Source organism: Deinococcus arcticus, assembly GCF_003028415.1.
Taxonomy (GTDB): Bacteria; Deinococcota; Deinococci; order Deinococcales; family Deinococcaceae; genus Deinococcus; species Deinococcus arcticus.
In genome coordinates, this window is the sequence record NZ_PYSV01000016.1 from 35,939 (window position 1) to 58,501 (window position 22,563).

Below are 22,563 nucleotides of genomic sequence, written 5' to 3' on the forward strand. Positions count from 1 at the left end.
CCCTGAGCCCCTTCGACGCTCTGACCCTTGGCCAGCTCCTCACTGGTCCGCACAGTCTTACTCGTCCGCACAGTCCCCCCGCGTGTAGGGCTCGCGCAGGTCCATGTGGCCCAGGGTCTCGACGGTCTGACCGCCCAGCAGGAAGGTCACGTCCTGGCCCCGGGCGTCCAGCAGGGTGCGCGTGAGGGTGCACAGCAGCATGCGCTCGCCACTCGTGCCGTAGCGCAGCCGGGCGTAGGCTTCAGGCAGGTCCACGAAGAAGTGCTGGCCGCGCAGATACACCTTGGGCGCCGCGCCGCCCGCAGGCACCAGCCCCAGCAGGCCCTTGTCAAAAGGCCCCTGGGCCCACACATTCACGGCAGCCTGGGCCACGGCGCGCGGGTTGGTCTGGACCACCTGAATGGTGCGGGTTTCTGGTTTCAGGCGCTGCACCTGGGGGTCGGTGAAATACACCTTGACCTTCAGGGCCTGGCGCTCTTCCAGGTCCGGCTTGGGGGGCGTGGGCGTGGGCGGGGTGCGCTGCACCGCCTGCACGGCCAGCACCGAACAGACAAACAGGGCGGCGGCCACCACATTGAACAGCGAGAACAGCTTGCGCAGCAGGATCATGGCTGGGCCCCCGCTGCGCCGGCACTGATGTTGGCGTTGTTGTTGGCCCGGGCGGTCAGGTAGGTGGCCACCGAGCGGGCCACCGCCACCGCCATCACCTGCAGGCGCTGGTCCACGCCCAGCTTGGCGAGGTCCTCGGCGTTGCCAGCCCAGCCCAGTTCCAGCAGCAGGGCGGCCTGCGGGGCCTCGCCCAGCGAGAGCACCCGGCTGGTGGTTTCGCGCCCGGCGGTAACGCCGCCGGCCTTCAGTTCGCCGCGCAGCAGTTCACCCAGGCGGCGGGTGCTGCCGGGCCCGGCCACCACCAGCGCCGCGTAGGGCGGGGCCGCACCGGCCCGGATGGCGTTGATCAGCGGCGCGCTTGCCCGGCCGGTCTGCTCGTAGACAGTGACGCCGCCGCGCCGGGCGCCGGGCAGCCGCCCCAGGTCCAGCGCCAGATACACGTCGCTCTGGCGGGTCAGCCGCAGGGCGTCCTCGCGGCTCAGGGTCTGGCTGGTGTCACGGGTCATGCGCACCTGCCAGCCGAACTTGGAGAGCAGCTCGGCCGCGCGCCGCGCCACCTCCAGTGTCACGTCGCGGCCCACGCCGGGCACGCGCACCGGGTCCAGCACAATCAGGGGGGCCGTCACCCGGGTCAGCACCTCGGGGCTGCTGCGCGCCACCCCGGGCCCGGCGTCCACCACCACGCGCACGTTACCGGGGCGCACCACCTTGTAGACCCGGTAGCCGCTGCTGGCCTTCAGGGGCAGGGTCACCGTCAGGTTCTCGCCGCTGCGCGCCACCTCCGCCGAGGGCACAAAGGCCCCCCGGGTGGTGTAGCGCCTTGCCTCGCCCTTCAGCCCGCGCAGGGTAATCACCACGCGGTCGCCGCGCCCCTCGTCCTGCATCTCCACGTCGCGCGAGAGGTCCAGCACCAGCCGGTCGGCGTCGCGCCCGGCGCGGCTGCTCACCCCCAGCAACTGCGGGGGCGGCACCGTCAGCTTGCCGGGCTCGTACTGGGCGCCTAGGCCGGCGGCCAGGGTCTCGACTGGCAGGTACAGGTTGCCGTTGACCAGCGTGGCGGCGCGCGCCTGCAGGCGGCGGGTGTCCAGCTGCACCGTGTTGAAATCGGTGGTGGCGCGCTGCTGGTCCTCGTCAATGGGCAGCAGCAGGGTGTGGCCCAGGCCCGTCACCCGCACAATGGGGCCTTCACGCGTGACCGTCAGCAGGCCGCTCAGGGCACTCTGGCTGGCGTATTCAGCGCCGTACAGCTGAATACTGTCCACTGGCTGCCCGGCCAGACTCAGGCGACTGAAAGCAATCTGCGCCCCGGCCAGCCCCAGCAGCAGCAGGCCAGCGCTCAGCAGGCGCAGGGCGGCGCGCTGGGGCGCTGTTCGCACCGCCCTCACAGTTCGCGCAGCTCCCGGCGCACGGTTTTCTCGGCCTCGGCGCGGCGCTTGTCGTGCAGCTTCTTGCCGCGCGCCAGGGCCAGTTCTACCTTGAAATAGCGGCCCTTCTGGTACAGCTTTGTCGGCACCAGCGTCAGGCCCTTTTGCTCCAGCCCGCGCTTGAGTTTGCCAATTTCCTCGCGGTTGAGCAGCAGGCGGCGGGTGCGCCGGGGCTCGTGGTTGTTGTAGGTGGCTTCCTTGTAGGTGGGGATGTACAGCCCTTCCAGTTCCACGTTGCCGCCCTGCAGCCGCGCAAAGGCGTCGCGGAAATCCACGCCGCCCGCCCGCACGCTCTTGACCTCACTGCCCGTCAGGCTGATGCCCGCCTCGAAGCGCTCCAGTAATTCGTACTCGTAATGAGCGCGGCGGTTCGTGTACACGGGGGGCATTCTAGCAAGGGGGGTGTGGGCCGTGGGCTGTAGGGCGTGGGACACATCTTGCCCCCCCCACAACCGACGACCCACCTCCCACTACCCCTTCCTCGGCCGGCTGGGCCGCACCTCCACGCGGCTGGGCAGGGTGCGCGCGGGCATGCGCAGCAGGTCCACCGTCAGCTGCGCGAGGTCCTCGGGCTGAATCTTCCAGGCGTCCTGTTCGCCGGGGGTATGGCCGCCAAAGTGCGTGGCCACGCTGCCGGGCATGATCTGGGTCACCTTGATGCCCCGGTCACGCAGGTCCAGCATCAGCACCTCGGACAGGCCGTTCAGGCCGAATTTGCTGGCGTTGTAGGCCGCGCCGCCTGCAAAGGGGTTCTTGCCCGCGAGACTGGAGAGGGTGAAGATGTACCCGCCGCGCTGCGACAGCGCCGGAATGGCCGCCTTGACGGTGTAAAAGGCGCCGCTGAGATTGGTGTCTATCACGTCCTGCCACTGCTCGATGCTCAGGTCAGCCACTGAAGCAAAGTGGCCCACGCCCGCATTCACGAACAAGACGTCCAGGCCACCGAACGCCGCCACATGGGCGTCCACGGCGGCCTGCACGGCCTGCGGGTCTTTCACGTCGCAGGCCACCCCCCGGGCCTGGGCTCCCAGTTCCGCCGCCACCCCTTCAATCTCGGGCTGGTGGCGGCTGGTGATCGTCACGCTGTAGCCCTCTCCCACCAGCGCCTGGGCCACGGCCCGCCCAATGCCCTTGCTGGCCCCGGTGATAAAGGCGCTCTTGCCACGTTGCGTGTGGGTGGTCATGGGCGGACGGTAACATGCCGGGGCCCGGTCGCAGTGTGGGAGCGCGTGCAGACACCGGCCCCCGCCTCAGGGCAGGCGCGCGGCCAGCTGGTCGTACAGGTAGTTCACGAACTCGGCCTGGTGGCGCAGCAGCACGGAGATGCCAAAAGTCTCGCTGAGCACCATGGTCTGGCCCTCGGGCAGGCGGAATTCCAGCCGGGCGCCCAGCTTGGCCCACGGCAGCAGGGCCCGGGGCGCCACGAACACCGGGCGCACCTCAATGGCCCCGGGCGTGCTCGCCTTCTCGGTGACCGTGGCCTTTGGGTACCGGCGCTTGATCGCCCCGGCGCTGTCGCGCTTCATGGCCGCCAGGATGCTGGCGCGCTGCTCGGCGCTCACGAGGTTGGGGTTCCCCTCGATTTTCGGGTCCAGGATGACGTAGGTGGCCGCCGACAGGCGCGGGGCGGTCCAGCTGGCGGGCGTCTGGGCGGCCGCCAGGGGCAGGGTCAGAACAGAGGCGGCCAGGGCCGTGGACAGCAGGCGGTTCATGCGGGCCAGTGCATCACACCCAAGCTGACGCGGCGTGAGGGGGCGCTGAGGGGAGGGGGGCGCGGCCACCCTGCCCACCGGGGCCCCCAGGCCGTCCCAGTGGGCCGCTACAGTAGGGCCATGCAGGACTTACTGACCATCATGCGCCGCCTGCGTGGGCCCGGCGGCTGCCCCTGGGACCAGGAGCAGACCCACGAATCCCTGCGGCCCTACCTGCTGGAAGAGGCGGCCGAGGCCGCCGACGCCGCCGCCGGGGGCGGCGGCCCAGACCTGGCCGATGAACTGGGAGACGTGCTGCTGCAGGTGGCCTTTCACAGCGTCATTGGCGAGGAAGCCGGCACCTTCTCGTACGCCGACGTGGAACGCAGCATCGTGGACAAGCTGGTGCGCCGCCACCCCCATGTTTTTGCAGATACGGCGGTGGACAGCAGCGCCGAGGTGGTCGCCAACTGGCAGGCGATCAAGGCGGCCGAGCGCGGCGGGCGGCCCCGAACAGCCCTGGAGCGTGTGCCGGCGGGCCTGGGCGCCCTGAGCCGCGAGGCCCAGACGCAGAACCTGAGCGCGCAGAAGCTGGCTGAACAGTCCAGGGGCGACGCGGGCGCGCAGCAGGTCCAGGCCCTGACGGTGCTGCAGGGCGCGGCCCCCACCCCCGAGGGCGTGGCCGCCGTGCTGAGCGCGGTGGTGGCCTGGGCGCGCGCGGCCGGCGTGGACCCCGAACTGGCCCTGCGCGACCACACCACGGCGGCGCTGCGGGCGCTGGACCCCGCTCCCCAGACCCCCAGCGCCGCGCCATGACCGACCCCCTGGACCGGGCAGCGGATGATCCCTGGGCCGTCTGGCTGGGCACGCGCGAGCGCCGACCGCTGCACCTGCCCGAGTACCGCCGCGCGGCCGTGCTGGTGGGCCTGACCCGCGAAGCCAGCCCGCGTGTACTGCTGACCGTCCGCTCGGCCGACCTGCCCACCCACCGGGGCCAGATCAGCTTTCCCGGGGGCAGCCTGGAACCGGGCGAAGATCCCGTGAGCGGCGCCCTGCGCGAGGCCCACGAGGAGGTGGGCCTGGACCCGGCGGCCGTGGCCGTGCTGGGCGAACTGGACGATGTCTTTACGCCCATCGGCTTTCATGTCACGCCCGTGCTGGCCCGCCTGGGCGCGCAGCCCGCTCTGACCCTCAGCTCTGAAGTGGCCCAGCTTCTCCTGCCCACCCTGGCCGAGCTGCGCACCCTGCCAGTCACCACCGAAACGCGCACCCTCCCGGACGGCACCCGGGTGCCCCTTTACCGCTACCCCTGGCAGGGCCACGACATCTGGGGCATGACGGCGCGGATTCTGCACGACCTGCTGACCCAGGGGCCGGGGGGCCCGTAGCAGAAAGCGGAGGGCCAGAGGCAGCTGGCTCAACCAGCCCAGCCATCTGCCATGTCCAAAAAAACCCCCACCACAACGGGCGGGGGTGCTTTTGCGGCTGAAGATCAGCGGGTGGGGGTAATGGTGATCTGACCGTTCTGGGTCACGTTGTAGGTGTTGGTGAAGGTGCGGTAGCCGGAAGCCACCACCACGATCTCATGGGCACCACGCGACAGGCGCAGGTTCAGCACGCCGTTGCGGATCACGCCCACCTCGTCACCGTCCACGAACACTCGGGCGCCGTTCACCGGGCTGCGCAGGGTCACCGTGTACTGGCCCTGCACCGGGGCCGGCGCGGGGGTCACGGCCTGGGCGAACTCCACGTTCAGGTTGGTGGTGCTGCCCGCACGAATGGCGATGGTGGTGGTGTAGTCGCGGTACCCGGGGGCCTGCACGCGGACCGGGAAGGTGCCGGCGCGCAGGTTGCTGTAGGTGACGTTGGCGCCGCCCAGTCGCTGGCCGTTGAGGATCACGGTCGCATTGTTGACGTTGGTGCCCACGAACAGGCTGCCGGTGCTCACGGGGTTGCGCGCTGCCACGGTGTAGAAGGCGGTGTCACTCACCCAGCTGTTCTGGGGCAGGGGGTTGACCACAATGCTCAGGGCCTGGGCCAGGCCAGCCTGGCTCTTGGCATTTACAGTGGCAAACTGGTCCTGCGCGTTCTTGAAGGAGCTGATGTCATCCAGGTCCAGCTCGGTCAGGCTGGCCAGGGCCAGCACCTTGTTCTGGCCAATGGGACCAGCGACCGTGTACGTGAACTTGTCATCGGGGGCGGGGAACACCTTCGTGGTGTTGGCCTTGACGAAGTTATTTTCCGAGAGGCGGTTGGGCAGAATCTGGTCCACCGTGCCGTCGGGGTTCACGTTGAACAGGTACACGTAGGCGTCACGGTTCGCGCTCGTGCTGATGGAGATTTTGTCACCCACTCGGTAGGCGGGGTTCTGGTTGCCGCTGGTGTCCTTGTCCACGCGCACACTCACCGACAGGTCGGGCTGGGTGGGGTTCACGATAATGCTCTGGGCACTGATCTTGGGGGCCGCAGCGGCCGTGCTGATCAGCATGGCAGCGGGAATCAGAAAAAGCTTCTTCATGTCGTACCTCCGCGACATAGCCTACGGGCGGCAAGATGACGCACCGTGAGCGGCCTGGGAGGCTTTGTTAATGGTGCTTCAGGTCACCGTCAGGCAGGTGATGCGCGCCTGACAGCGCCCGCCAGCACGAAGAGAATGGCTGTCTGGCATAGGTAAGCACCAGCGGCGTACAAAGGCCAGAGACGACCCCGCCCGGCCTGATTCTGGCGGGCTTCCGTCCATTTCTGGAACAGCCGGGAGAAGGGGGATGTGCCCCGCCTTCGGCTGGGGGCGGTCCAATGCCCGGACATCCGTCTCTTTTTCTGCTCTGCTCCGCCGCGCTGCGAGTTCCTCCGGTCGGAAAAACTCCCTCATGGGTGACGGCATTGTTCGGAACTCGGATCAGCGCAGAATGCGCGCCGGTTCCACGGCCGCTGCCCGGCGCGCGGGAATCAGGGCGGCCAGCAGGGTGGTCACCAGCCCAATGGCGTTGACCCCCAGCACATCCGTCAGGCGCACCTCCACAGGCAGCGTGGTGATGAAATACAGATCGCCCGGCAGGCTGAAGGGTCGCACTGTGAAATACGCACTGATCCCCAGGCCCAGCAGGTTGCCCAGCAGCAGCCCGCCCAGCCCCAGCGCCAGCCCCTCCAGCAAAAAGATGCGGGTGATCAGCGACCGGGTGGCCCCAATGGCGCGCAGAATGGCGATTTCCTGCGTTTTTTCGAACACCGCCAGGGTCAGCACATTGGCAATGCCAAAGGCCGCCACCACCACAATCAGCAGCACCACGAAGGCAATCACGCGCTTTTGCAGGGCCAGCTGGTCCAGCAGTGTGCCGTACAGGCTCTGCCAGGGCAGCGGCGAGTAGGCGCGGGCGCGGGTCAGGTCGTCGCCCACGGCCGGAGCCTGAGCCGGGTCGTGCAGGCGCAGCTGGTAACCGGTGACCGCCCGGGTGCCCTGCAGGGTTTGCAGGGTCCGCAGGGAAGTAAACGCGTAGGCGGAATCAATCAGGTAGTTGCCCGTGGAAAACACCCCGCGCACCAGCAGGGTGGTGCGGCGCTGGGTGCTGTTCAGCAGCCGCACGCGGTCGCCAGTAAAGGCCCCAACGCTGCGGGCCAGCGCCGCGCCCAGCAGTACCTCACCGTCTTTCAGGCTGGCCAGGGCGGCCTGCTGCTCGGGCGGCAACTCCAGCACCTGCCGGGCGGCGGGCGTCACGCCAAACAGGGTCGTGAAGTCCACGCCCGCCGCCCGACCGGCCGAAGCGGGCCGGGTCAGCAGGCCCTTGTCGGCCAGAAACGGAGTAAAGGCCCGCACCCGCCGGTCGGCGCGCAGGGCCGCTTCCAGTTCGGTGTCGGGGGGCGATGGGGTCAGGGCCGTCACGCTCAGGTGTGGACTGGCGCGCAGGGTGGCCTCCACCAGGGCGCGGGTAAAGCCGTTGGTCAGGCTAAGCGCCGCAATCAGCGCCATCACCCCCACCGCAATGCCCAGAATGGTCAGGGTGTTCTGGGTGCGGCGGCGGCGCAGGTGCGCGCGGGCCAGCCGCCAGGGCAGGGTGCGCTCAGGCTTGGACATGCACCGGGGAGGATAGCAGAGGACAAACGAGGCCCCGCCCGGCAGCGGCGCGGGCGGGGCCTGGCGTGGCGCGGGGCCTAGCGAATGGCGGTGATCCGAATCTGGCGCGCGCCCCAGTTCAGGGCCTCGGTGCGGGTGGGCATCCAGATGTCCACGCTGTTGGTCTTGCGGGCCGCCATGGTGTCTTCCACCACGAACACCCGGCCACGCAGCATGTTGGTGTAGCGGCCACTCAGGTCCTCAATGATCACGCGGGTGCCGTACGGAAAGATGCGCAGCAGGTCGCGCGACAGGGCCACCACACCGGGGCGGGTGCGGGTGCCGGTGGCCGTGATGAACGGCGTGCTGTCGGTCTGGTTGGGCAGGCTGTTGTAGGCCGTAGAGCGGGCCACCACGGAGCGCCCACGGATGGGCGTGATCGCCACAGGCTCACTGGGCCGCTGCTCAGTCGGGCGCTGCGCCTGGGCAATGGCAGCGGCGCGGTTCTGGGCGGCCTGCTGGGGAGCCGCAGGTGCAGCGGGGGCCCGCACGGTCAGGGCGTCACGGACGGCCTCGGTGGCCAGCGAGCCGGCAGGGAGGGCCGGGGTGGCGCCTGCCGTTCCCAGCAAGACAACAGCAGCAGTGCGAATCCAGGCAAAAGCAAATTGAGACATGAAATCTCCTGCAGGCGCCGCGCCAGAGCGCGCGCCCGTTGAGGGGTAAGAAAATGGGACCTTCGGGTTGAGGGCAGATGAAGCCGCCCCCTGTTCGTGCATGAGCGTAATGGGCCTGAATGGCAGTTTTCTAAGAAAAGGTGATTTCTGTACTCATCTCTGCGCAAGAGGATCGAGGCAGAGAGTTCAAAACAATCAGGTTTTTTACTCTACGACAGCTTTCTCATCATGAGATAAGTTCTAATCGTCTCATTTAGTTTCTCATGGTGAGAGTGTGAAGAATGCCGAATATGGGCCCCGCGTCAAGCCCTGTGCCCGGCCAGATGGCCTAGACAGTGGGCCAGCCAACACTTCACCGGTGAGGACCAGTGAGAGGCCCCCGAAGCCGCAGTTGACCGGGTGTTCAGATTCTCAGCCTCTCTTAGAATTGACTCATGTTTAGGGGCACCTTCAGACGGCCAGGCGGGAAGAAAGAGATTCCGTAGCAGATACAGCTTCCAAAAAAGTCGTCACGCATGGCGCAATGGTTTCGACCGAGCAGACTCTAGGCAGTGCGCAGCCGCGCAGGAAGAGAGACGGATGTCCGGCACTGAACGGCGGTCCGGATGAGGCACCTGGGCAAACGGGGCCCAATCCACCCAGGCCTCCGGCGCTGTGGAGCCCGTCGCTGCTCGCCTCAAACGACAACACAGGCACGGCGAGCGGCGTGGAGAGAACCACCCACGCCGCTCGTCATGCCTGCTCTGCTTGCCTCAGCCTGGGGCCCCTCAGGGCCTCACCCCTCCCCTCTTCAGCGGTTCAGAAGGAGCACCGAAACGTTTCCTTTCCCGGTGCGAGGCCCTTTGCTCGCCTCTCGCGCTGCCCGGTTGATCTCTAGATCAACAGCGACCTCCTGAGCCGCCGGGCGCCGGGCCCCTCACTCCTTCCCGTCCCCCTCCTGCACCGGGGGCACCACGCCCCAGCCCGACAGCACATCTGCCGAGATGGCGCGGAAGATGGGAGCCGCCAGCATGGAGCCGTGGTATCTGACCTTGGCGCCGTGCACCATAACTGCGATGGTCACGCGGGGGCTTTCGGCCGGAAAGAAGCCGGCGAACACGCTGTCGTAGATGCTGCTGGAATAGCGGCCGTCCACCACCACCTGCGCGGTGCCGGTCTTGCCGGCCAGGTCGTAGCCGTCCAGGCCAGCGGTGCCGGAAATGCGCTTGACCACCGTTTGCAGCATGGCCCTGGTTTCGCGCGCCACTTCCGGGCGCAGCACGTCGCGCCGCTCCTGGCCGGTTTCGCCTTCCACCAGCCGGGGCGAGAGGTAACGGCCATCGTTGGCCAGCACGTTGAAGGCCGCCGCCAGTTGCAGGGTGGTGCTGCTCATGCCCTGCCCGAAGGAATTGGTGGCGCGCACCAGATCGCTCCAGCGGCTCAGGGGCTGCAACTGCCCACTGGCAGCCGGGACCGCCGGCAGCGGCACCTCGCGCCCGAAGCCATACGCCTCCAGATACCCGCGCATGCGCTCCTTGGGAAAGCGCTCCACGATATGGGTCATGCCCACGTTGGAGCTGTACTGCAAGACGCCCTCGGTGGTCAGCGTTGTGGGGTGGGCCACGCTGTCGCCGATGCGGCTGCCCCAGCGCCCGCCCACGAAGCGGCTCATGGGCGTGTCGTACAGGGTGTTGCGGGTGGTCAGGCTCTCGTTCAGGGCGGCGCCCACCACCAGGGCCTTGACCGTGGAACCGGGCTCGAAGCGGTCCAGGAAGGCGCGGTTGCGCCGGGCGCCCTCAGAGGAGCTGCGCCAGGTGCCCGGGTCGAAGGGGGGGTAGCTGGCGGCGGCCAGCACGCGCCCGGTGCGGGTTTCCATGACCACCACAGCGCCGTATTCGCCCTGATGCTCGGGCACCGCGCGGGCCAGCGCCGATTCGGCCGAGGCCTGAATGCCGGTGTCAATCGTCAGCTTCAGGTTCTGCCCGGCCATCAGGGGGCCGTCGTAGGCGTGTTCCAGGCCCTCCAGGCCCTCGGTGTCGCCCATCATGCCCAGCAGTTGCCCGGCCAGGGTGCCCTGCGGATACACCCGCTGACCGTCCACGCTGGTGGCCAGCACCCGGCCATCGGCCGACAGCACGGTGCCGCGCGCCTGCACGACCTTCTTCCGGGCCCCCTGCGGCGCACCCCATTCCAGCTGGGCGTAGGCCCAGACCAGGGTCAGGAACATCAGCAGGGCCAGAATGCGCATCAGGTGAGAACGGGCGCGTATCTTCACTTCCACAGGGTCTTCACCTCCAGGGTGCGGGCCGCCGCGGGGCGGCCGGGCGCGGGGGGCAGGGGCGTAAAGGTGGCCGTGGCCTTGGGGGCCACCGCCACCAGGCGCATGCCACGTGCCTGCGCCCAGTCCTTCAGGCGGCGCTGGTTTTCCAGGGTCTGCAACTGCACCGTGAGGTTGGCGTTCTGTGTGATCAGGGCCGCTTCGCGCTTCTCGGCCGCGCGCAGGGCCGGGCGCACATCGCTGGTCAGGGCGCGCACGGTGACCAGCACCAGCACCAGCGCGAGGTAAATGAGCACGTAGCGCACCGCGCGCGCCCGCCATGTGGGCAGCGAGGTGTCCAGCTCGCTCCAGCGCGGCAGAAAGCGGGCCAGGGAAGTCTGGGGGCCCTGCAGGCGGGTCATGCCGGCCTCCGCTCGGCCACCCGCAGCTTGGCACTGCGGGCGCGGGGGTTGGCGGCCTGCTCCTGTTCCGAGGCCACCAGGGGGCGCTTGGTCAGGGGACTGAGCACCTCACTGCCCAGCAGGAAGCGCTTCACAATGCGGTCTTCCAGCGAATGAAAACTGATGACCGCCAGCCGCCCGCCGGGGGCCAGCAGGGTTTCGGCCGCCTGCAGGCCGTCGCGCAGGGCGCCCAGTTCGTCGTTGACATGAATGCGCAGGGCCTGAAAGGTGCGCCGCGCCGGGTGAATGCCCTTGGAAAAGCCGGGGTAGGCCCGCTTGACCAGCTCGGCCAGCTGCACGGTCGTTTCGATGGGCGCTTTCTCGCGCGCCATGACGATGCCCCGGGCGATGCGGCGCGAGAGCCGGTCCTCGCCGTACTCGTAGATGATGGCGGCCAGTTCCTCTTCCGGGTAGGTGTTCACCACGTCAGCGGCCGATTCGCCGCTCTGGCTCATGCGCATGTCCAGCGGGGCCTCGGTGTGGTAGGAAAAGCCGCGCGCCGTGTCGTCCAGCTGAAAGCTGCTCACGCCGATGTCCAGCAGAATGCCGTCCACCTGCGAGACACCCACACCAGAGAGCAGGGCCACCATGTCGCGGTAATTGCCCTGCAGTACGGTCAGGCCCGGCCGGCCGGCCTGCCGGGCGCGGTCCAGGGCGTAGGGGTCCTGGTCAATGCCATACACGGCAGCGCCCGCCGAGAGCAGCAGGCCCGTGTGTCCGGCGCCGCCCAGGGTGCCGTCCACACACACGCGGCCCGGGGCCGGTTGGAGCGCTTCCAGCACCTCGGCGGCCAGCACCGGCACATGCGACAGGCCGCCTTGGGCCAGGGCGGCTTCGGAAGACGGAATATTCAGGGGGTCGGTCATGGGTCAGGCCACAAAGTTGGATAGAAGGTCTGGTTTGGGGGGGTTGTCCTGCACCGCCGCAATGGCGGCGTCCCAGCGCGCCGGGCTCCAGAGTTCCAGGCGACCGGGCGCGCCGGCCACGATGACCTCGCCCTCCAGGGCTGCAAAGGCGCGCAGGGTGTGGGGCACCGAGACGCGGCTCTGGTTGTCCAGCCGCGCCTTGCTGGCCCCGGAATAGAAGAAGCGAACGAACGCCCGGGCCTCGGCGTCCGTGAGGGGCAGGCCCTCCAGCTGCGTTTCCACCCGTTTCCAGCTGGACAGCGGAAACACGTACAGGCAGCCTTCCATGCCGCGCGTGAGGATCATGCCGTCCTCCACGAAGTCACGGAACGCGGGGGGAATGACCACGCGGCCCTTGTCATCAATGGTGTACGGGTACTCGCCAAACGGCACACACTTCTCCTCTTTTCCCACCCCCTCCCACCAGGGCGGCGGGGGGGGGCCGGGGGGCCCCTCAACCATGAACACGTGCTGAACGCCTTTTGGTTGATGCGGCGAGTGTAACAGCCGTTTCCACGAATTACCACCAATTCCCACCAACGCCCCACTTTCCCCACGCCCGGGCCCCTGCTCCCCCACCCCGCCGCCCCGGGCGGGCGGGACACCGGCCACCCCCCGGTTGCCCTACGCTGCGCGGCATGCGTTCTCACCACACCCTGCGCGCCGGCGCCGTGCTGGCGGCCCTGGCGGTGGCCCTGGGCGCCTTTGCGGCCCACGGCCTGAAAGCCCGCCTGAACCCGGCGGCCCTGGCCACCTTTGACACCGGCGCCCGCTATCAGATGTACGCCGCCCTGGCCCTGCTGGCGCTGGGTACCCAGGCCGGGCAGCGCCGCGCGCCCCCGCTGCTGCTGGCCGGGGCCCTGGTGTTTGCCGGCAGCCTGTACCTGCTGGCCCTGACGGGCCTCGGGGTGCTGGGCGCCGTAGCCCCGGTGGGCGGCGCGCTGATGATGGCGGGGTTTGTGGTGGCGGCGCTGGACGCGAAGAAGGGGGTGTAGGGGGTGGGTTGTCGGTTGTAGGAGAAACAACGGGGACCGTGCGCGCCTTTTTTCTGCCTTTCCCATAGCCCACACCCCACGACCTACAACCAAAGCAGGCCGCCCCCAGATGGGAGCGGCCTGCACGGCGCGGGGGAACTATAAGCCGGGTTCTGTCCACCGCTTGCGCGGCTGTTCGGCCATCTCTCTGGGACGCGCCTTGCGGCGCGCCTCAAGCGACCATCCTGGCGGTCATCGGGCGGGCCAGCCCTCGCGCACTGTCGGGTCTTGCACCGGATGGGGTTTACCAGACGCCCGCAGTCTCCTGCGGGCCTGGTGCGCTCTTACCGCACCGTTTCACCCTGACCACGCGCCTGCCCACTGCCGGGGCTTCACGTTCTGCACGCCGGCGCGTGGCGGTCTGGTTTCTGTGGCACTGTCCTTCGGCTTCGCCGCCACCCAGGCCCCGGCAGTGGGCCAGACTGGGCACTTGACTCGCCGACCAGCCGTTAGCTGGCATCCTGGCCCTGCGGTGCCCGGACTTTCCTCACCCACTTGCGCAGGCGCGGCCGAACATTCCCCCGCAAGGGAAAAGGATAGCAGGCGGCGGGACGCGGTGCGCAGCAGGCGGTGAAGAACATGCATTCACCGCGCACTGCATCCCGCCGCCCCTTACCCCCAGCGCTTCTGAATGCGCTCCCACTGGCGGTCCCACACCTGGGGCGGCGTCTGGTCCGGGTGCAGGAGGTCGTGCAGGTCACGGCTGTCGAGCAGGCGGTACTCCCCGACCTCCAGGTTACCCAGCCACAGGCCGCCCACGCGGTAGCGCAGCAGGCGGGCGACCGGGTGGCCAATGCCTTCCAGCATCCGGCGCACCTGCCGGTTGCGGCCCTCGCCCAGCACCACGAAGGCGCCGTCCCGGGCCGGGCGGGCCTCCCGGGCCTGGGCGGGACCGTCGTCCAGGGTCAGGGTGCCGTCCAGCAGCGTGTCCAGCTCGGCCTGGGTGGGCTCGTGGGGCCCCTGGGTCCAGGCGCGGTAGGCCTTTTCGTGGCCGTAGCGGGGGTGCGTCAAGGTCAGCGTCAGGTCGCCGTCGGTGGTCAGCAGCAGCAGGCCTTCCGAATCGCGGTCCAGGCGACCCACCGGATGCAGGCCGGGGGTGGGTGGCATGGCGTCCAGCACATTCTTGCGGCCGTACTCGTCGCGGGCGGTGGTGACATAGCCGCGCGGCTTGTAGAGCATGTAGGTGACTTTGGGCGCGGCGTCGGTCTCAATCAGCTGGCCGTCCACACGGATGTCGTCAGCGTCGGTCACGCTCTGGCCCAGGGTGGCGGGCACGCCGTTGACCGTGACCCGCCCGGCCTGAATCATGCTTTCCGCCGCGCGGCGCGAGGCCACCCCGGCGCGGGCCAGCCGCTTGTGCAGCCGTTCCATTACAGCCGCCCCCGGCGCGAGGGGCTGCCCAGCAGCGCCATGAGGGCCAGCAGGGTCAGCGCGCCGGCCACCACCAGCAGCGCGGTGCGCAGCGCTGGCGGCAGGGTTTCGGCGCCGCGCAGCACGGGGGGCACCAGGGCGGCCACCAGCAGCAGGTTGCCCCCCACCAGCCCGCCCACCTTCACGCGGTCCGGCGCGAAGCTGGCGGCCAGCTGAAACGCGCCCCAGGCCAGCACCACCGCCCCCGCGCCCCGCGCCAGCCACAGCGGCGACACACCGATCAGGGTGGCCACCACCGGCGGCAGAAAATACAGGTAAAGCCCCAGCGGAACAAACAGCAGGGCGGTCAGCCAGAAGGCGGCGCGCAACACAGGGGCCAGTGTACCGCCCACCTGCTACCCTGCCCCCCATGCCCGTTCTCGCCGTAGACAAGCCCCTGCTCTTGACCTCACACGATGTGGTCAGCCGCGCCAGGCGGGCGCGCGGCACACGCCGCGTGGGCCATACCGGCACCCTGGACCCGCTGGCGACCGGCGTGCTGGTGCTGTGCGTGGACGACAGCACCAAGGTCGTGCAGTTCATGGAGGCCGACACCAAGGATTATCTGGCCTGGATCAGCCTGGGGGCGGGCACCCCCACCCTGGACGCCGAGGGGCCAGTGGACACGCAGGCGGGCGTCCCGGCGCTGGACGGGGACCGGGTGCGCGAGGTGCTGGCGGGCTTCACTGGCCCCCAGGCCCAGGTGCCGCCGCAATACAGCGCCATTCAGGTGGGGGGGCAGCGGGCCTACGCGGTGGCCCGCGCGGGCGGCGCCCTGGACCTGCCCGCCCGGAACATCGTGATTCACGAACTGGCGCTGCTGGGCCTCTACCCCAGCGTGCAGGCGGCGCCGCGCACCTTTGATCCCCAGACGTGGCGCCCGGCCGGGCACGGCCACACCTTCACCCTCCCCGAACCACTGGGCGAGTTCCCCACCCTGCTGGTGTGGGCCCGGGTGGGCAGCGGCACCTACCTGCGCTCGCTGGCGCGCGATGTGGGCGCGGCGCTGGGCGTGCCCGCGCATCTGGGCGGCCTGGTACGCACCCGCGTGGGCCGCTACAGCCTGAAAGACGCCGTGCCGCTGGACGGGCTGGCCGACGCCCCAGGCATTCCTGATCTGGCTGCCCTGGACTTTCCGGTCATCGAAGCCGATGAGCGGCTGGCACGCGAACTGCGGCAGGGCAAACGGCCGGCGCATGAGGCCGCCGGCCGCTTTGTGGTGACGCTGGAAGGCCAGCTGGTGGCCGTGGTAGACGGCGACGGGCAGCAACTGAAGGTGGTCCGCGCCTGGGCGTGATTAACGCATGGGTGTCAGCGCCAGCCAGCGGGCAAGCTCGGCGGCTTCGTCTTCTGGAAGGCCCGCGATGAATTCTGGATGACGGCGCAGATCGGCCATCACGTTACGTAAGAACCCCAGTTGCCGAATGCGTTCATGCGGGAGCGACCGCCAGCACATGAGGTCGGCGGCCAATTGCCCAGCGGTTTCAGTGGCGAGCGTTGTCCACACCCAGCGCCGCACTCTTTGTCGCCATGAACCGGCCTCCTGCGCCTGAGGAACGAGCGCGGCACAGCGGAGCCTGCCGGTGTACGCAGCCACCGTGTCGTAGCAGGCGATGGACACGACACGTCAGGTTGCCCTCTGGCAACATACAGGGCGTGCCAAACCTGCTCCTTCAAAAGCGAGAGGGTCGCCCCGAAGAGTCCCTATTGGCTTGCCAGGGAAAGCTTGTCAGTTCGCACAGGGCCTTAATCGCAGTTCTGGTGGGTCAAGATGCCTGGGCCATAGGAGGTTAGGACAGGAATCCAACCCTCCGTGAGCTCATCAAGACGTGCCCGATCAAATTCAAGGGATGCAGGTTCATCCTTCTCCCGAGTGGTATGCCACAGCGGAATCCCCCGGACAATCTCTGTCAATACCTGCAAATCCTTCTCTTGCCACCATTCGTACGGCGTGCCTGGATAGGGCGGATTGCCGCCATACCGGCCGAAAAACATCTCTAAGGCATGGAGGTGCTGAGGGTGGAACAGCGGAATCGCGAACCCCTCTACAGAGCGCTCGTCATTTGCATAACCGCCAACCTGAGAGGCGTACACGACACCGGTAGGGGCTTGAACGACGACCACTGCACCGGCTCCCTGAGATCCATCAGGATCGAGAAACACGTATGCCCGTTCAGCCATGCCATCCATTTTCGATCCTCCCAGGTGACGACTCAAAGTTGACCGCCCACTCACCATTGCCTGGACGTCTCAATATCCAGGCGCCACCCCAGCCTGCACCACACCCAGCGCCTCCAGCCCCCCGGCCAGCCGCACCAGCTGTTCATCCTGCAGGGCGGGAGCAATGAGCTGAATGCCCACCGGCAGCCGCGCGCCCTCCACGGTCTCAAACCCGGCGGGCACGCTCAGGGCGGGCAGGCCGGCGAGGTTGATCGCCACGGTGTCCACATCGGCGGCGTACATGGCCAGGGGATCGCTGGTTTTCTCGCCGCGCCGGAAGGCGGGGAAGGGACTGGTGGGCGTCACCAGCACGTCAACGTGCCCGAACGCCTGGGCAAAGCGGTCGGCAATCAGGCGCCGCACCTTCATGGCCTTGCTGTAATAGGCGTCGTAATAGCCGCTGCTCAGGGCGTAGGTGCCAATCAGGATGCGGCGCTGCACCTCGCGGCCAAAGCCCTGCTCGCGGGTGAGGGTCATGGCCTCGGTCACGTCGCGGCCGGGAACGCGCGCGCCGTACACCATGCCGTCAAAGCGCGCGAGGTTGCTGCTGGCTTCCGGCATGGCAATCAGGTAGTAAGCGGCGATGGCGTACTTCAGTTCGGGCAGGCTCACCTCGGCCACGCTGGCCCCGGCGCCGCGCAGGGCGTCCAGGGTGGCCTGCAGAGTCGCGTCCACACCCGCTGTGTTGCCGCCCAGGCTCTCCCGAATCACGCCCACACGCAGGCCGCGCAGGTCATCGGCGGTGCCCGGCGCGAAGGCGGGCGGCGCGTGCAGGCTGGTGGCATCAAGGGGGTCGTGCCCGGCCAGCACATTCATCAGCAGAGCCAGGTCCTGCGCGGTGTGCGCAAAGGGCCCAATCTGGTCCAGGCTGCTGGCATAGGCCACCAGGCCGTAGCGGCTGACCCGGCCGTAGGTGGGTTTCAGGCCATACACGCCGCAGAAGCTGGCGGGCTGGCGCACGCTGCCGCCCGTGTCGCTGCCCAGGGCGACCGGCGTGAGGCCCGCCGCCACCGCTGCGGCGCTGCCGCCACTGCTCCCGCCGGGCACCCGCGCCTCGGCCCAGGGGTTCAGGGCCGGGCCATGGGCGCTGCTCTCGGTGCTGGAGCCCATGGCAAATTCGTCCATGTTGGCCTTGCCCACGATGACCGCCCCCGCCTGTTGCAGACGCGCCGCCGCCGTGGCGGTGTAGGGGCTGACATAGTTCGCCAGAATGCGGCTGCCGCAGGTGGTGGCTGTGCCCGAGACGTTGATGTTGTCCTTGACCAGGATGGGCACGCCCGCCAGAGGCAGCGTTTCCCCGGCCTGCACGCGGGCCTGCACCGCCTCGGCCTGGGCCCCGGCGCCGGCATTCAGGCTCACCACGGCATTCAGGGCCTGCGCCGCCCGAATGCGGTTCAGGGCGGCGCCCAGCAGGTCAGGCGCAGTGGTCTCGCGGGCCTGCACGCGGCGGGCCAGTTCGGCGGCGGTGGGGGGCACGGACATACCGGGCCAGTGTAGCGGTGGGGCAGGGGAGCAAGGAGGCGGGCCGTCTGGAGGTCCAGACGAGAGGGCGGGCCGGGAAAGCGCTCAGGGAGGCAGAGCGCCGGGAAAAGGTGGGTGGCCGGACACTGCGGCGGGAGAGCTCAGGGCCCTAAAGCTTTACCAGCGCCAGATTCACCAGCGCCGCGTCCTGACGCTCAGGACTCAGCCGGCCACAGGCGCCCCAATGCCCCGCACGCCTCTTGACCCCGCCACAGCCCACTGCCCTACACCGGCTTGACCAGCACGCTGTCCCCGGCCCGCAGCCCTGTGCGCATCAGCAGCTCGGGGGGCACCATCAGCTGGGTGGTGAGGTTGGACGCCGTGCGAATGGGCAGGGTGTACACCTGCCCCCCGTCGGTGCGGATGGCCACACTCTGCGGGTGGCGCACGATGTCCTCTTTCCAGCGGCGGAAAATCAGTTCATCCACCAGGGCCACGTCGCGCACCTGCCGGGTCACGGTGACGGTCAGGCGGGCCACCCGCGATTTGCGCGGCGCCAGCAGGCCAATGCGCAGCAGTTTCAGCAGCAGCCGCTTGGCATCCGGGTCCCGCGCGAGGTCCGAGATCGGCTGCTGCGCCTCAATCTGCTGCAGGATGTCCAGTTCCTTCAGACCCCAGCGCATGCGCGACACCCGCTCCGGCGAGGTGATGCGCGCCGGGCCGTCAAACGGCAAGTCCTGCACTGGCAGGGCTTCCAGCGCCTCCAGGGCCACCTCGTCCAGCAGGGCGTCCATGCGCGGCTGCGGGTGGGTCAGCCCTTCATCAAAGTGAAAACGGCCCTGGGGGGCCTGCAACAGCCGCACCAGCGCCGGCACCCCCAGGTCGTCGCCAAATTGCAGGTGCCGCACCCGCCCGCCCGCCAGCCACGCCTGAAACTGTCCGTCGGCGCGCTCCACATGCAGCACCCCGCTGCGCCGCTGCTCGGTGAGCAGATAGAGCAGTTCCAGAAAATCGAAGGTTTCGAGGCTGGTGGTGGATTTTGTCATGAGGCTCGGGCCGTACTGCCTCATGTTGGCTCATCTGATGCCCCTAAGCAAGCCAGAATACTTTAGTGTTCAGTCAATTCACGTCTATGCTTCTGCCCTCTTCAGCGGGTGGCCGCCCGCACCGCCGCGTTCACGTCCAGCCGGGGCAGGCCCGCCACACTGGTATTGGCACTGTCCACTAGGCGCTGCCTGGTTTCGGCCGCCGTGAGGGCCGGGTTGGCCGCGCGCATCAGGGCGGCGGCGCCACTGACCAGGGGCGCGGCGAAGCTGGTGCCGGCGCTCAGGGTGTAACCCCCGCCCGCCGCCAGAATCAGCATCTGGCCCGCGTTGGTGGCGCCCGCGCAGTTGCCGGCGCCCCCGGGTGCCACGAGGTTCAGGCCCCGGGGCCGTGCCGTGCTGGGCCGGGCGCTGTAGCAGGCCAGGGCCGCCTCGCTGGTGCCCAGCGCCCCCACCGCCACCACGTCGGGGTGACTGGCCGGGAAATACACGCCGTCGCCCGCCGTGTTGCCCGCCGCCGCCACAACCACGGCCGACTTCGCGGCGTTGGTCAGGGCCGCGCCGAGCACCTGATCGCCCGACCCTGCCGGTTCGTTCGCCTCCAGGGGTCGGCCCAGGCTCAGGTTGATCACCTTGGCGCCGCCGTCCACAGCCGCGTTCAGGGCCTGGGCCAGCGAGCTGGTGCTGCCGCCCTGGGTGCCCAGCACCTCCAGGGCCATCAGGGGCCCGCTCCAGGTCACGCCAGCCAGCCCCGCGCCGTTGTTCGTGGTGGCCCCCACCAGCCCCGCCGAGGCGGTCCCGTGCCCCGTCTGAATGTCCGAGCCGCCCGCTTCCGGCGTGAGGAAGGAAGCGCGCTCGGCAATGCGGGCGACCAGATCCGGGTGGTTGTCCACCCTGGCATCCAGAATGGCCGTCTTGGCGGCCACCGGGGTCTTGCCGCAGGCCTGCAGGAAGGTCCACGCCGCCGGCGCCTGAATGCGGTTCAGGTAGGTCTGGGTGTAGGCCACGCCGCCGGCCACCAGCGCCACGCCGCCGTTCCCGGGCACGCCCGGATCATTGGGATTGGCCAGCGGCCCGTACAGGTAATCCGGCTGCACCTGTAGCCCCTGGGCCTGCAGGCGAGCGGCAAAGGCAGCGTCGGCCTCGCCAGCGGGGGTCTGGGCCAGGGTCACCCCGGCGCCCAGCGTGCGCGTCTGCACCCCGCGCAGAATGTCCTGGGCCTGCAGGCGGGCAGCGTTCACGATCAGCACCCGGCCCGGCACATGCGGCGCCGACCACACAGGCGCGGCCACGGCAGCTTCGACAGGTTCTCGTTGAGGCTGCGCCGGCACCTGCGGCGCCTGGACCAGCGCGCTCTCGCCCTGCGCACACACGGGCGCTGGGGGGGGTGGAGGCGCTGGGGCCGGCTCGGGGGCTGGGGCCGGGCCGCCGCCACAGGCAGCCAGCAGCAGGGCCAGCGACAGCGGCAGCAGCGTGCGGGACACAGAGCGGGGCAGCAGCGTGGGCATACCCCCAGGGTATAGGGAACAGGGCTGACCCGGCTCTGAAGGGCCGCACGGTGGGACGCGGGGGCACTATGGGGAGGGCGCCGCCCAGAGGACATCTGACCACGGGCGCCGAGGACAATCTGCTGAAGCTGGCCGAGTTGCGCGGCATGCTGACCGCCGAGCAGACGCAGCGCTGGGCGGCGATCAAGGCCGATTACCGCCGCAACAAGGCCATGGGCGGCAACGACGCCGACACCGGGCGCACGCATGGTGGCCGGGCTGGCCGATATTGCCCAGGGACTGCAGGGGCTGGGCACGGTGCAGGCGCCGGCCCCCCTCGCCCCGCCTCTGGCCGGCGCCCTGCGCGAGGGCCTGGCCCCCTTTCTGCAAGAGCTGGCACGCGGCCTCCAGGCACGGCCCCCCAACTGGCTGGAGGCCCCACCGCCCCCGACGACGCCCCGCTGCGCGCCGCCCTGGCGCCCCTGCTGGCCGGGCTGGCTGCCACCACCCAGAAGCAGGACCAGACCAACGCGGCCATTTACGAGCTGGTAGAGGTGATTCGCAAGCGGCAGAGCGTGGTGCGGGGTGCGCCAGTTCCATTCAGCGTGACCGGGCGGCACCCTCAGGACGAGTAGGCTCCGGCAATCCTTCTTCAGGGGGCGTTGCCCTCCTGAGCGTTAAGTCGCTCGCTGTTGATCTAAAGATCAACCGAGCGGGCTGGAACAGCTGCGCAGCAGAGCGAGTATCGAAAAAAGGACGTTGCACCGGGAGTGGAGACTTTGCGGTGCTCTCCTGCAAAGTCGTAACGTGAGGTGCAACGTCCTTAGTGCACCCGCACGCCCCGGGTGAGCGGCTGCTTTTGCACCCAGCGCACGAACTTCTGCACTTCATCACGCGCCAGAATGGCTTCGACGGTGTTCAGCTCGTTGGCCAGTTCCGCGTTGCTGAAGGTCTTGGACAAAAAGCCCTGGCAGGCGGCGCACATCTTCACGGTGGGAATTTGCCCCAGCTTCACGCCCTGGCGCCGCCCCTGCGACTTGGGAATGAGGTGATGGTCGGTCATCTCGCCCTCGCGGCCACACAGCACGCACACGTCCTGCGGCTCTGTCCGCGTGTCCTCGGCCCAGCTGGCCTGCTCCCGTTCTTTCCGACCCATCCCGCTACGATAGCGTCCTGCCGTGCGAGGACCTCATCCTTTCTCTGAATGAGATCTATGACGGCGTGAACCTGTGACGGTTGAAGGTGCGGCCACAACCTACACTGTGCCCATGACGGAGCCCGCCTTCCGCACCATGACCGAGGAGGAATACCTGCGCTGGGACGGGCCCCGCGAGGGCAAATGGGAGTTCGTGGACGGCTTCGTGTACGCCCAGGCCGGGGCCAGCCGTCCCCACAACCAGATTGCCAGCAACATTCAGCGCGTCCTGCTGCCCGCCACCGCCGATGGCCGCTGCTGGTCGTATACCAGCGATCAGAAGGTGTGCGTCTACCGTGACGGCTGCTCCCGGTATTACCTGCCCGACCTTGTGGTGGTGTGCGACTCCAACCTGGCAGGCGATGTCGAGACCACGCCCTGCCTGATCGTGGAGATCCTGAGCGCCAGCACCCGCGCCGTGGACGAGTCATTCAAGGCCAGCGATTATCGGCGCCTGGACAGTTTGCAGGGGTACCTCCTGGTGGACAGCGAAGCGCGCAGCGTGGAGTTTCACCGCCGGGTCGGGACCGGGACGGAATGGCAGTTGGAGGTCGTTGACACCAGCGTTGACCTGCCTTGCCTGAGCGTGTCGCTGAGCGTGGATGATATTTACCGGCACGTTGGGCTTTGAGGGGTGTCAAAGGTCACCCTGACCGGCGTGA

26 protein-coding genes and 1 other RNA gene are annotated in these 22,563 nt (G+C 68.9%); 6 read left to right on the forward strand and 21 right to left on the reverse strand.

Translation table 11 applies throughout. From position 1 onward, the window contains the following. Window positions 1–57: 57 nt before the first annotated feature. The 5 genes from C8263_RS14820 to C8263_RS14840 all read right to left on the reverse strand — a co-directional run bounded on the left by C8263_RS14820 (window position 58) and on the right by C8263_RS14840 (window position 3,745). Complete coding sequence (locus tag C8263_RS14820) at window positions 58–609, reverse strand: GerMN domain-containing protein (protein WP_332888952.1); 552 nt, start codon at window positions 607–609, stop codon at window positions 58–60. Continuing rightward, entirely contained in the window at window positions 606–1,985 is a 1,380-nt protein-coding gene (locus tag C8263_RS14825) for an N-acetylmuramoyl-L-alanine amidase (RefSeq protein WP_233218841.1), read from the reverse strand. The genes C8263_RS14820 and C8263_RS14825 overlap by 4 nt, the downstream gene beginning before the upstream one ends. Before the next feature lie 5 nt (window positions 1,986–1,990). After that, window positions 1,991–2,422 (reverse strand): SsrA-binding protein SmpB, encoded by a 432-nt coding sequence (smpB, locus tag C8263_RS14830; protein WP_107138918.1) that lies wholly within the window; start codon window positions 2,420–2,422, stop codon window positions 1,991–1,993. 81 nt (window positions 2,423–2,503) lie between these two features. Further along, window positions 2,504–3,217 carry an SDR family oxidoreductase gene (locus C8263_RS14835; RefSeq protein ID WP_107138919.1) on the reverse strand — a complete coding sequence of 238 codons (714 nt, stop codon included), beginning with the start codon at window positions 3,215–3,217 and terminating at the stop codon, window positions 2,504–2,506. A 66-nt stretch (window positions 3,218–3,283) separates the two neighbouring features. Then, window positions 3,284–3,745: a hypothetical protein gene (locus C8263_RS14840; protein ID WP_107138920.1), complete on the reverse strand. Its 462-nt coding sequence runs from the start codon at window positions 3,743–3,745 to the stop codon at window positions 3,284–3,286. Between the two features lie 120 nt (window positions 3,746–3,865). On the opposite strand from C8263_RS14840, the gene C8263_RS14845 reads away from it, so the two are divergent. After that, window positions 3,866–4,540, forward strand: coding sequence for a MazG family protein (locus C8263_RS14845; protein ID WP_107138921.1), 675 nt, complete (start codon window positions 3,866–3,868; stop codon window positions 4,538–4,540). Next, entirely contained in the window at window positions 4,537–5,112 is a 576-nt protein-coding gene (locus C8263_RS14850; protein WP_107138922.1) for an NUDIX hydrolase, read from the forward strand. The genes C8263_RS14845 and C8263_RS14850 overlap by 4 nt, the downstream gene beginning before the upstream one ends. A gap of 104 nt (window positions 5,113–5,216) precedes the next feature. Here C8263_RS14850 and C8263_RS14855 read toward each other — a convergent pair whose 3' ends face one another. From C8263_RS14855 to mraZ, 7 genes are all read right to left on the reverse strand, one after another. Beyond that, window positions 5,217–6,242 (reverse strand): DUF4384 domain-containing protein, encoded by a 1,026-nt coding sequence (locus C8263_RS14855; protein WP_107138923.1) that lies wholly within the window; start codon window positions 6,240–6,242, stop codon window positions 5,217–5,219. 381 nt (window positions 6,243–6,623) lie between these two features. Then, complete coding sequence (locus tag C8263_RS14860; protein WP_107138924.1) at window positions 6,624–7,796, reverse strand: ABC transporter permease; 1,173 nt, start codon at window positions 7,794–7,796, stop codon at window positions 6,624–6,626. 77 nt (window positions 7,797–7,873) lie between these two features. Then, window positions 7,874–8,449 (reverse strand): 3D domain-containing protein, encoded by a 576-nt coding sequence (locus tag C8263_RS14865; protein WP_107138925.1) that lies wholly within the window; start codon window positions 8,447–8,449, stop codon window positions 7,874–7,876. 916 nt (window positions 8,450–9,365) lie between these two features. Then, window positions 9,366–10,709 carry a peptidoglycan D,D-transpeptidase FtsI family protein gene (locus C8263_RS14870; RefSeq protein WP_107138926.1) on the reverse strand — a complete coding sequence of 448 codons (1,344 nt, stop codon included), beginning with the start codon at window positions 10,707–10,709 and terminating at the stop codon, window positions 9,366–9,368. Then, window positions 10,700–11,107, reverse strand: coding sequence for a hypothetical protein (locus C8263_RS19365; RefSeq protein WP_107138927.1), 408 nt, complete (start codon window positions 11,105–11,107; stop codon window positions 10,700–10,702). Before C8263_RS19365 ends, C8263_RS14870 begins: the two co-directional genes overlap by 10 nt. After that, a complete protein-coding gene (gene rsmH, locus C8263_RS14880) occupies window positions 11,104–12,012 on the reverse strand; it encodes a 16S rRNA (cytosine(1402)-N(4))-methyltransferase RsmH (RefSeq protein WP_107138928.1) in 909 nt (302 codons plus the stop codon). Before rsmH ends, C8263_RS19365 begins: the two co-directional genes overlap by 4 nt. 3 nt (window positions 12,013–12,015) lie before the next feature. After that, entirely contained in the window at window positions 12,016–12,444 is a 429-nt protein-coding gene (mraZ, locus tag C8263_RS14885) for a division/cell wall cluster transcriptional repressor MraZ (protein WP_107138985.1), read from the reverse strand. Between the two features lie 245 nt (window positions 12,445–12,689). Between mraZ and C8263_RS14890 the strand changes: the two genes are divergently transcribed. After that, complete coding sequence (locus tag C8263_RS14890) at window positions 12,690–13,046, forward strand: DUF423 domain-containing protein (protein ID WP_107138929.1); 357 nt, start codon at window positions 12,690–12,692, stop codon at window positions 13,044–13,046. A 125-nt stretch (window positions 13,047–13,171) separates the two neighbouring features. Here the strand turns inward: C8263_RS14890 and rnpB are convergent. From rnpB to C8263_RS14905, 3 genes are all read right to left on the reverse strand, one after another. After that, window positions 13,172–13,610, reverse strand: an RNA gene (gene rnpB, locus C8263_RS14895) — RNase P RNA component class A. 87 nt (window positions 13,611–13,697) lie between these two features. Beyond that, window positions 13,698–14,456 carry a pseudouridine synthase gene (locus C8263_RS14900; protein ID WP_107138930.1) on the reverse strand — a complete coding sequence of 253 codons (759 nt, stop codon included), beginning with the start codon at window positions 14,454–14,456 and terminating at the stop codon, window positions 13,698–13,700. Then, the gene (locus C8263_RS14905) at window positions 14,456–14,827 is read right to left on the reverse strand and encodes a hypothetical protein (RefSeq protein ID WP_107138931.1); all 372 of its coding nucleotides are present in this window, start codon (window positions 14,825–14,827) and stop codon (window positions 14,456–14,458) included. Before C8263_RS14905 ends, C8263_RS14900 begins: the two co-directional genes overlap by 1 nt. Before the next feature lie 38 nt (window positions 14,828–14,865). Here C8263_RS14905 and truB point away from each other — a divergent pair, with 38 nt between their 5' ends. Continuing rightward, complete coding sequence (gene truB / locus C8263_RS14910) at window positions 14,866–15,792, forward strand: tRNA pseudouridine(55) synthase TruB (RefSeq protein ID WP_107138932.1); 927 nt, start codon at window positions 14,866–14,868, stop codon at window positions 15,790–15,792. On the opposite strand, the gene C8263_RS19005 is transcribed toward truB, so the two are convergent. The 5 genes from C8263_RS19005 to C8263_RS14930 form a co-directional block, all read right to left on the reverse strand. Continuing rightward, window positions 15,793–16,116, reverse strand: coding sequence for a hypothetical protein (locus C8263_RS19005; RefSeq protein WP_146160709.1), 324 nt, complete (start codon window positions 16,114–16,116; stop codon window positions 15,793–15,795). It lies immediately after the preceding gene. 125 nt (window positions 16,117–16,241) lie between these two features. Then, the gene (locus C8263_RS14915) at window positions 16,242–16,685 is read right to left on the reverse strand and encodes a DUF6210 family protein (RefSeq protein ID WP_233218842.1); all 444 of its coding nucleotides are present in this window, start codon (window positions 16,683–16,685) and stop codon (window positions 16,242–16,244) included. A 60-nt stretch (window positions 16,686–16,745) separates the two neighbouring features. Continuing rightward, window positions 16,746–18,197, reverse strand: coding sequence for an Asp-tRNA(Asn)/Glu-tRNA(Gln) amidotransferase subunit GatA (gene gatA / locus C8263_RS14920; RefSeq protein ID WP_107138933.1), 1,452 nt, complete (start codon window positions 18,195–18,197; stop codon window positions 16,746–16,748). Between the two features lie 263 nt (window positions 18,198–18,460). Beyond that, a complete protein-coding gene (locus C8263_RS14925; protein ID WP_107138934.1) occupies window positions 18,461–19,222 on the reverse strand; it encodes a DUF4388 domain-containing protein in 762 nt (253 codons plus the stop codon). 101 nt (window positions 19,223–19,323) lie between these two features. Then, window positions 19,324–20,727, reverse strand: coding sequence for a S8 family peptidase (locus C8263_RS14930; RefSeq protein ID WP_233218843.1), 1,404 nt, complete (start codon window positions 20,725–20,727; stop codon window positions 19,324–19,326). Between the two features lie 68 nt (window positions 20,728–20,795). Here C8263_RS14930 and C8263_RS14935 point away from each other — a divergent pair, with 68 nt between their 5' ends. Next, entirely contained in the window at window positions 20,796–21,341 is a 546-nt protein-coding gene (locus tag C8263_RS14935; RefSeq protein ID WP_107138935.1) for a hypothetical protein, read from the forward strand. 188 nt (window positions 21,342–21,529) lie between these two features. On the opposite strand, the gene C8263_RS14940 is transcribed toward C8263_RS14935, so the two are convergent. Beyond that, window positions 21,530–21,862 (reverse strand): HNH endonuclease, encoded by a 333-nt coding sequence (locus tag C8263_RS14940; RefSeq protein WP_107138936.1) that lies wholly within the window; start codon window positions 21,860–21,862, stop codon window positions 21,530–21,532. A gap of 112 nt (window positions 21,863–21,974) precedes the next feature. Here C8263_RS14940 and C8263_RS14945 point away from each other — a divergent pair, with 112 nt between their 5' ends. After that, window positions 21,975–22,532 carry a Uma2 family endonuclease gene (locus C8263_RS14945; protein WP_107138937.1) on the forward strand — a complete coding sequence of 186 codons (558 nt, stop codon included), beginning with the start codon at window positions 21,975–21,977 and terminating at the stop codon, window positions 22,530–22,532. Window positions 22,533–22,563 lie beyond the last annotated feature (31 nt).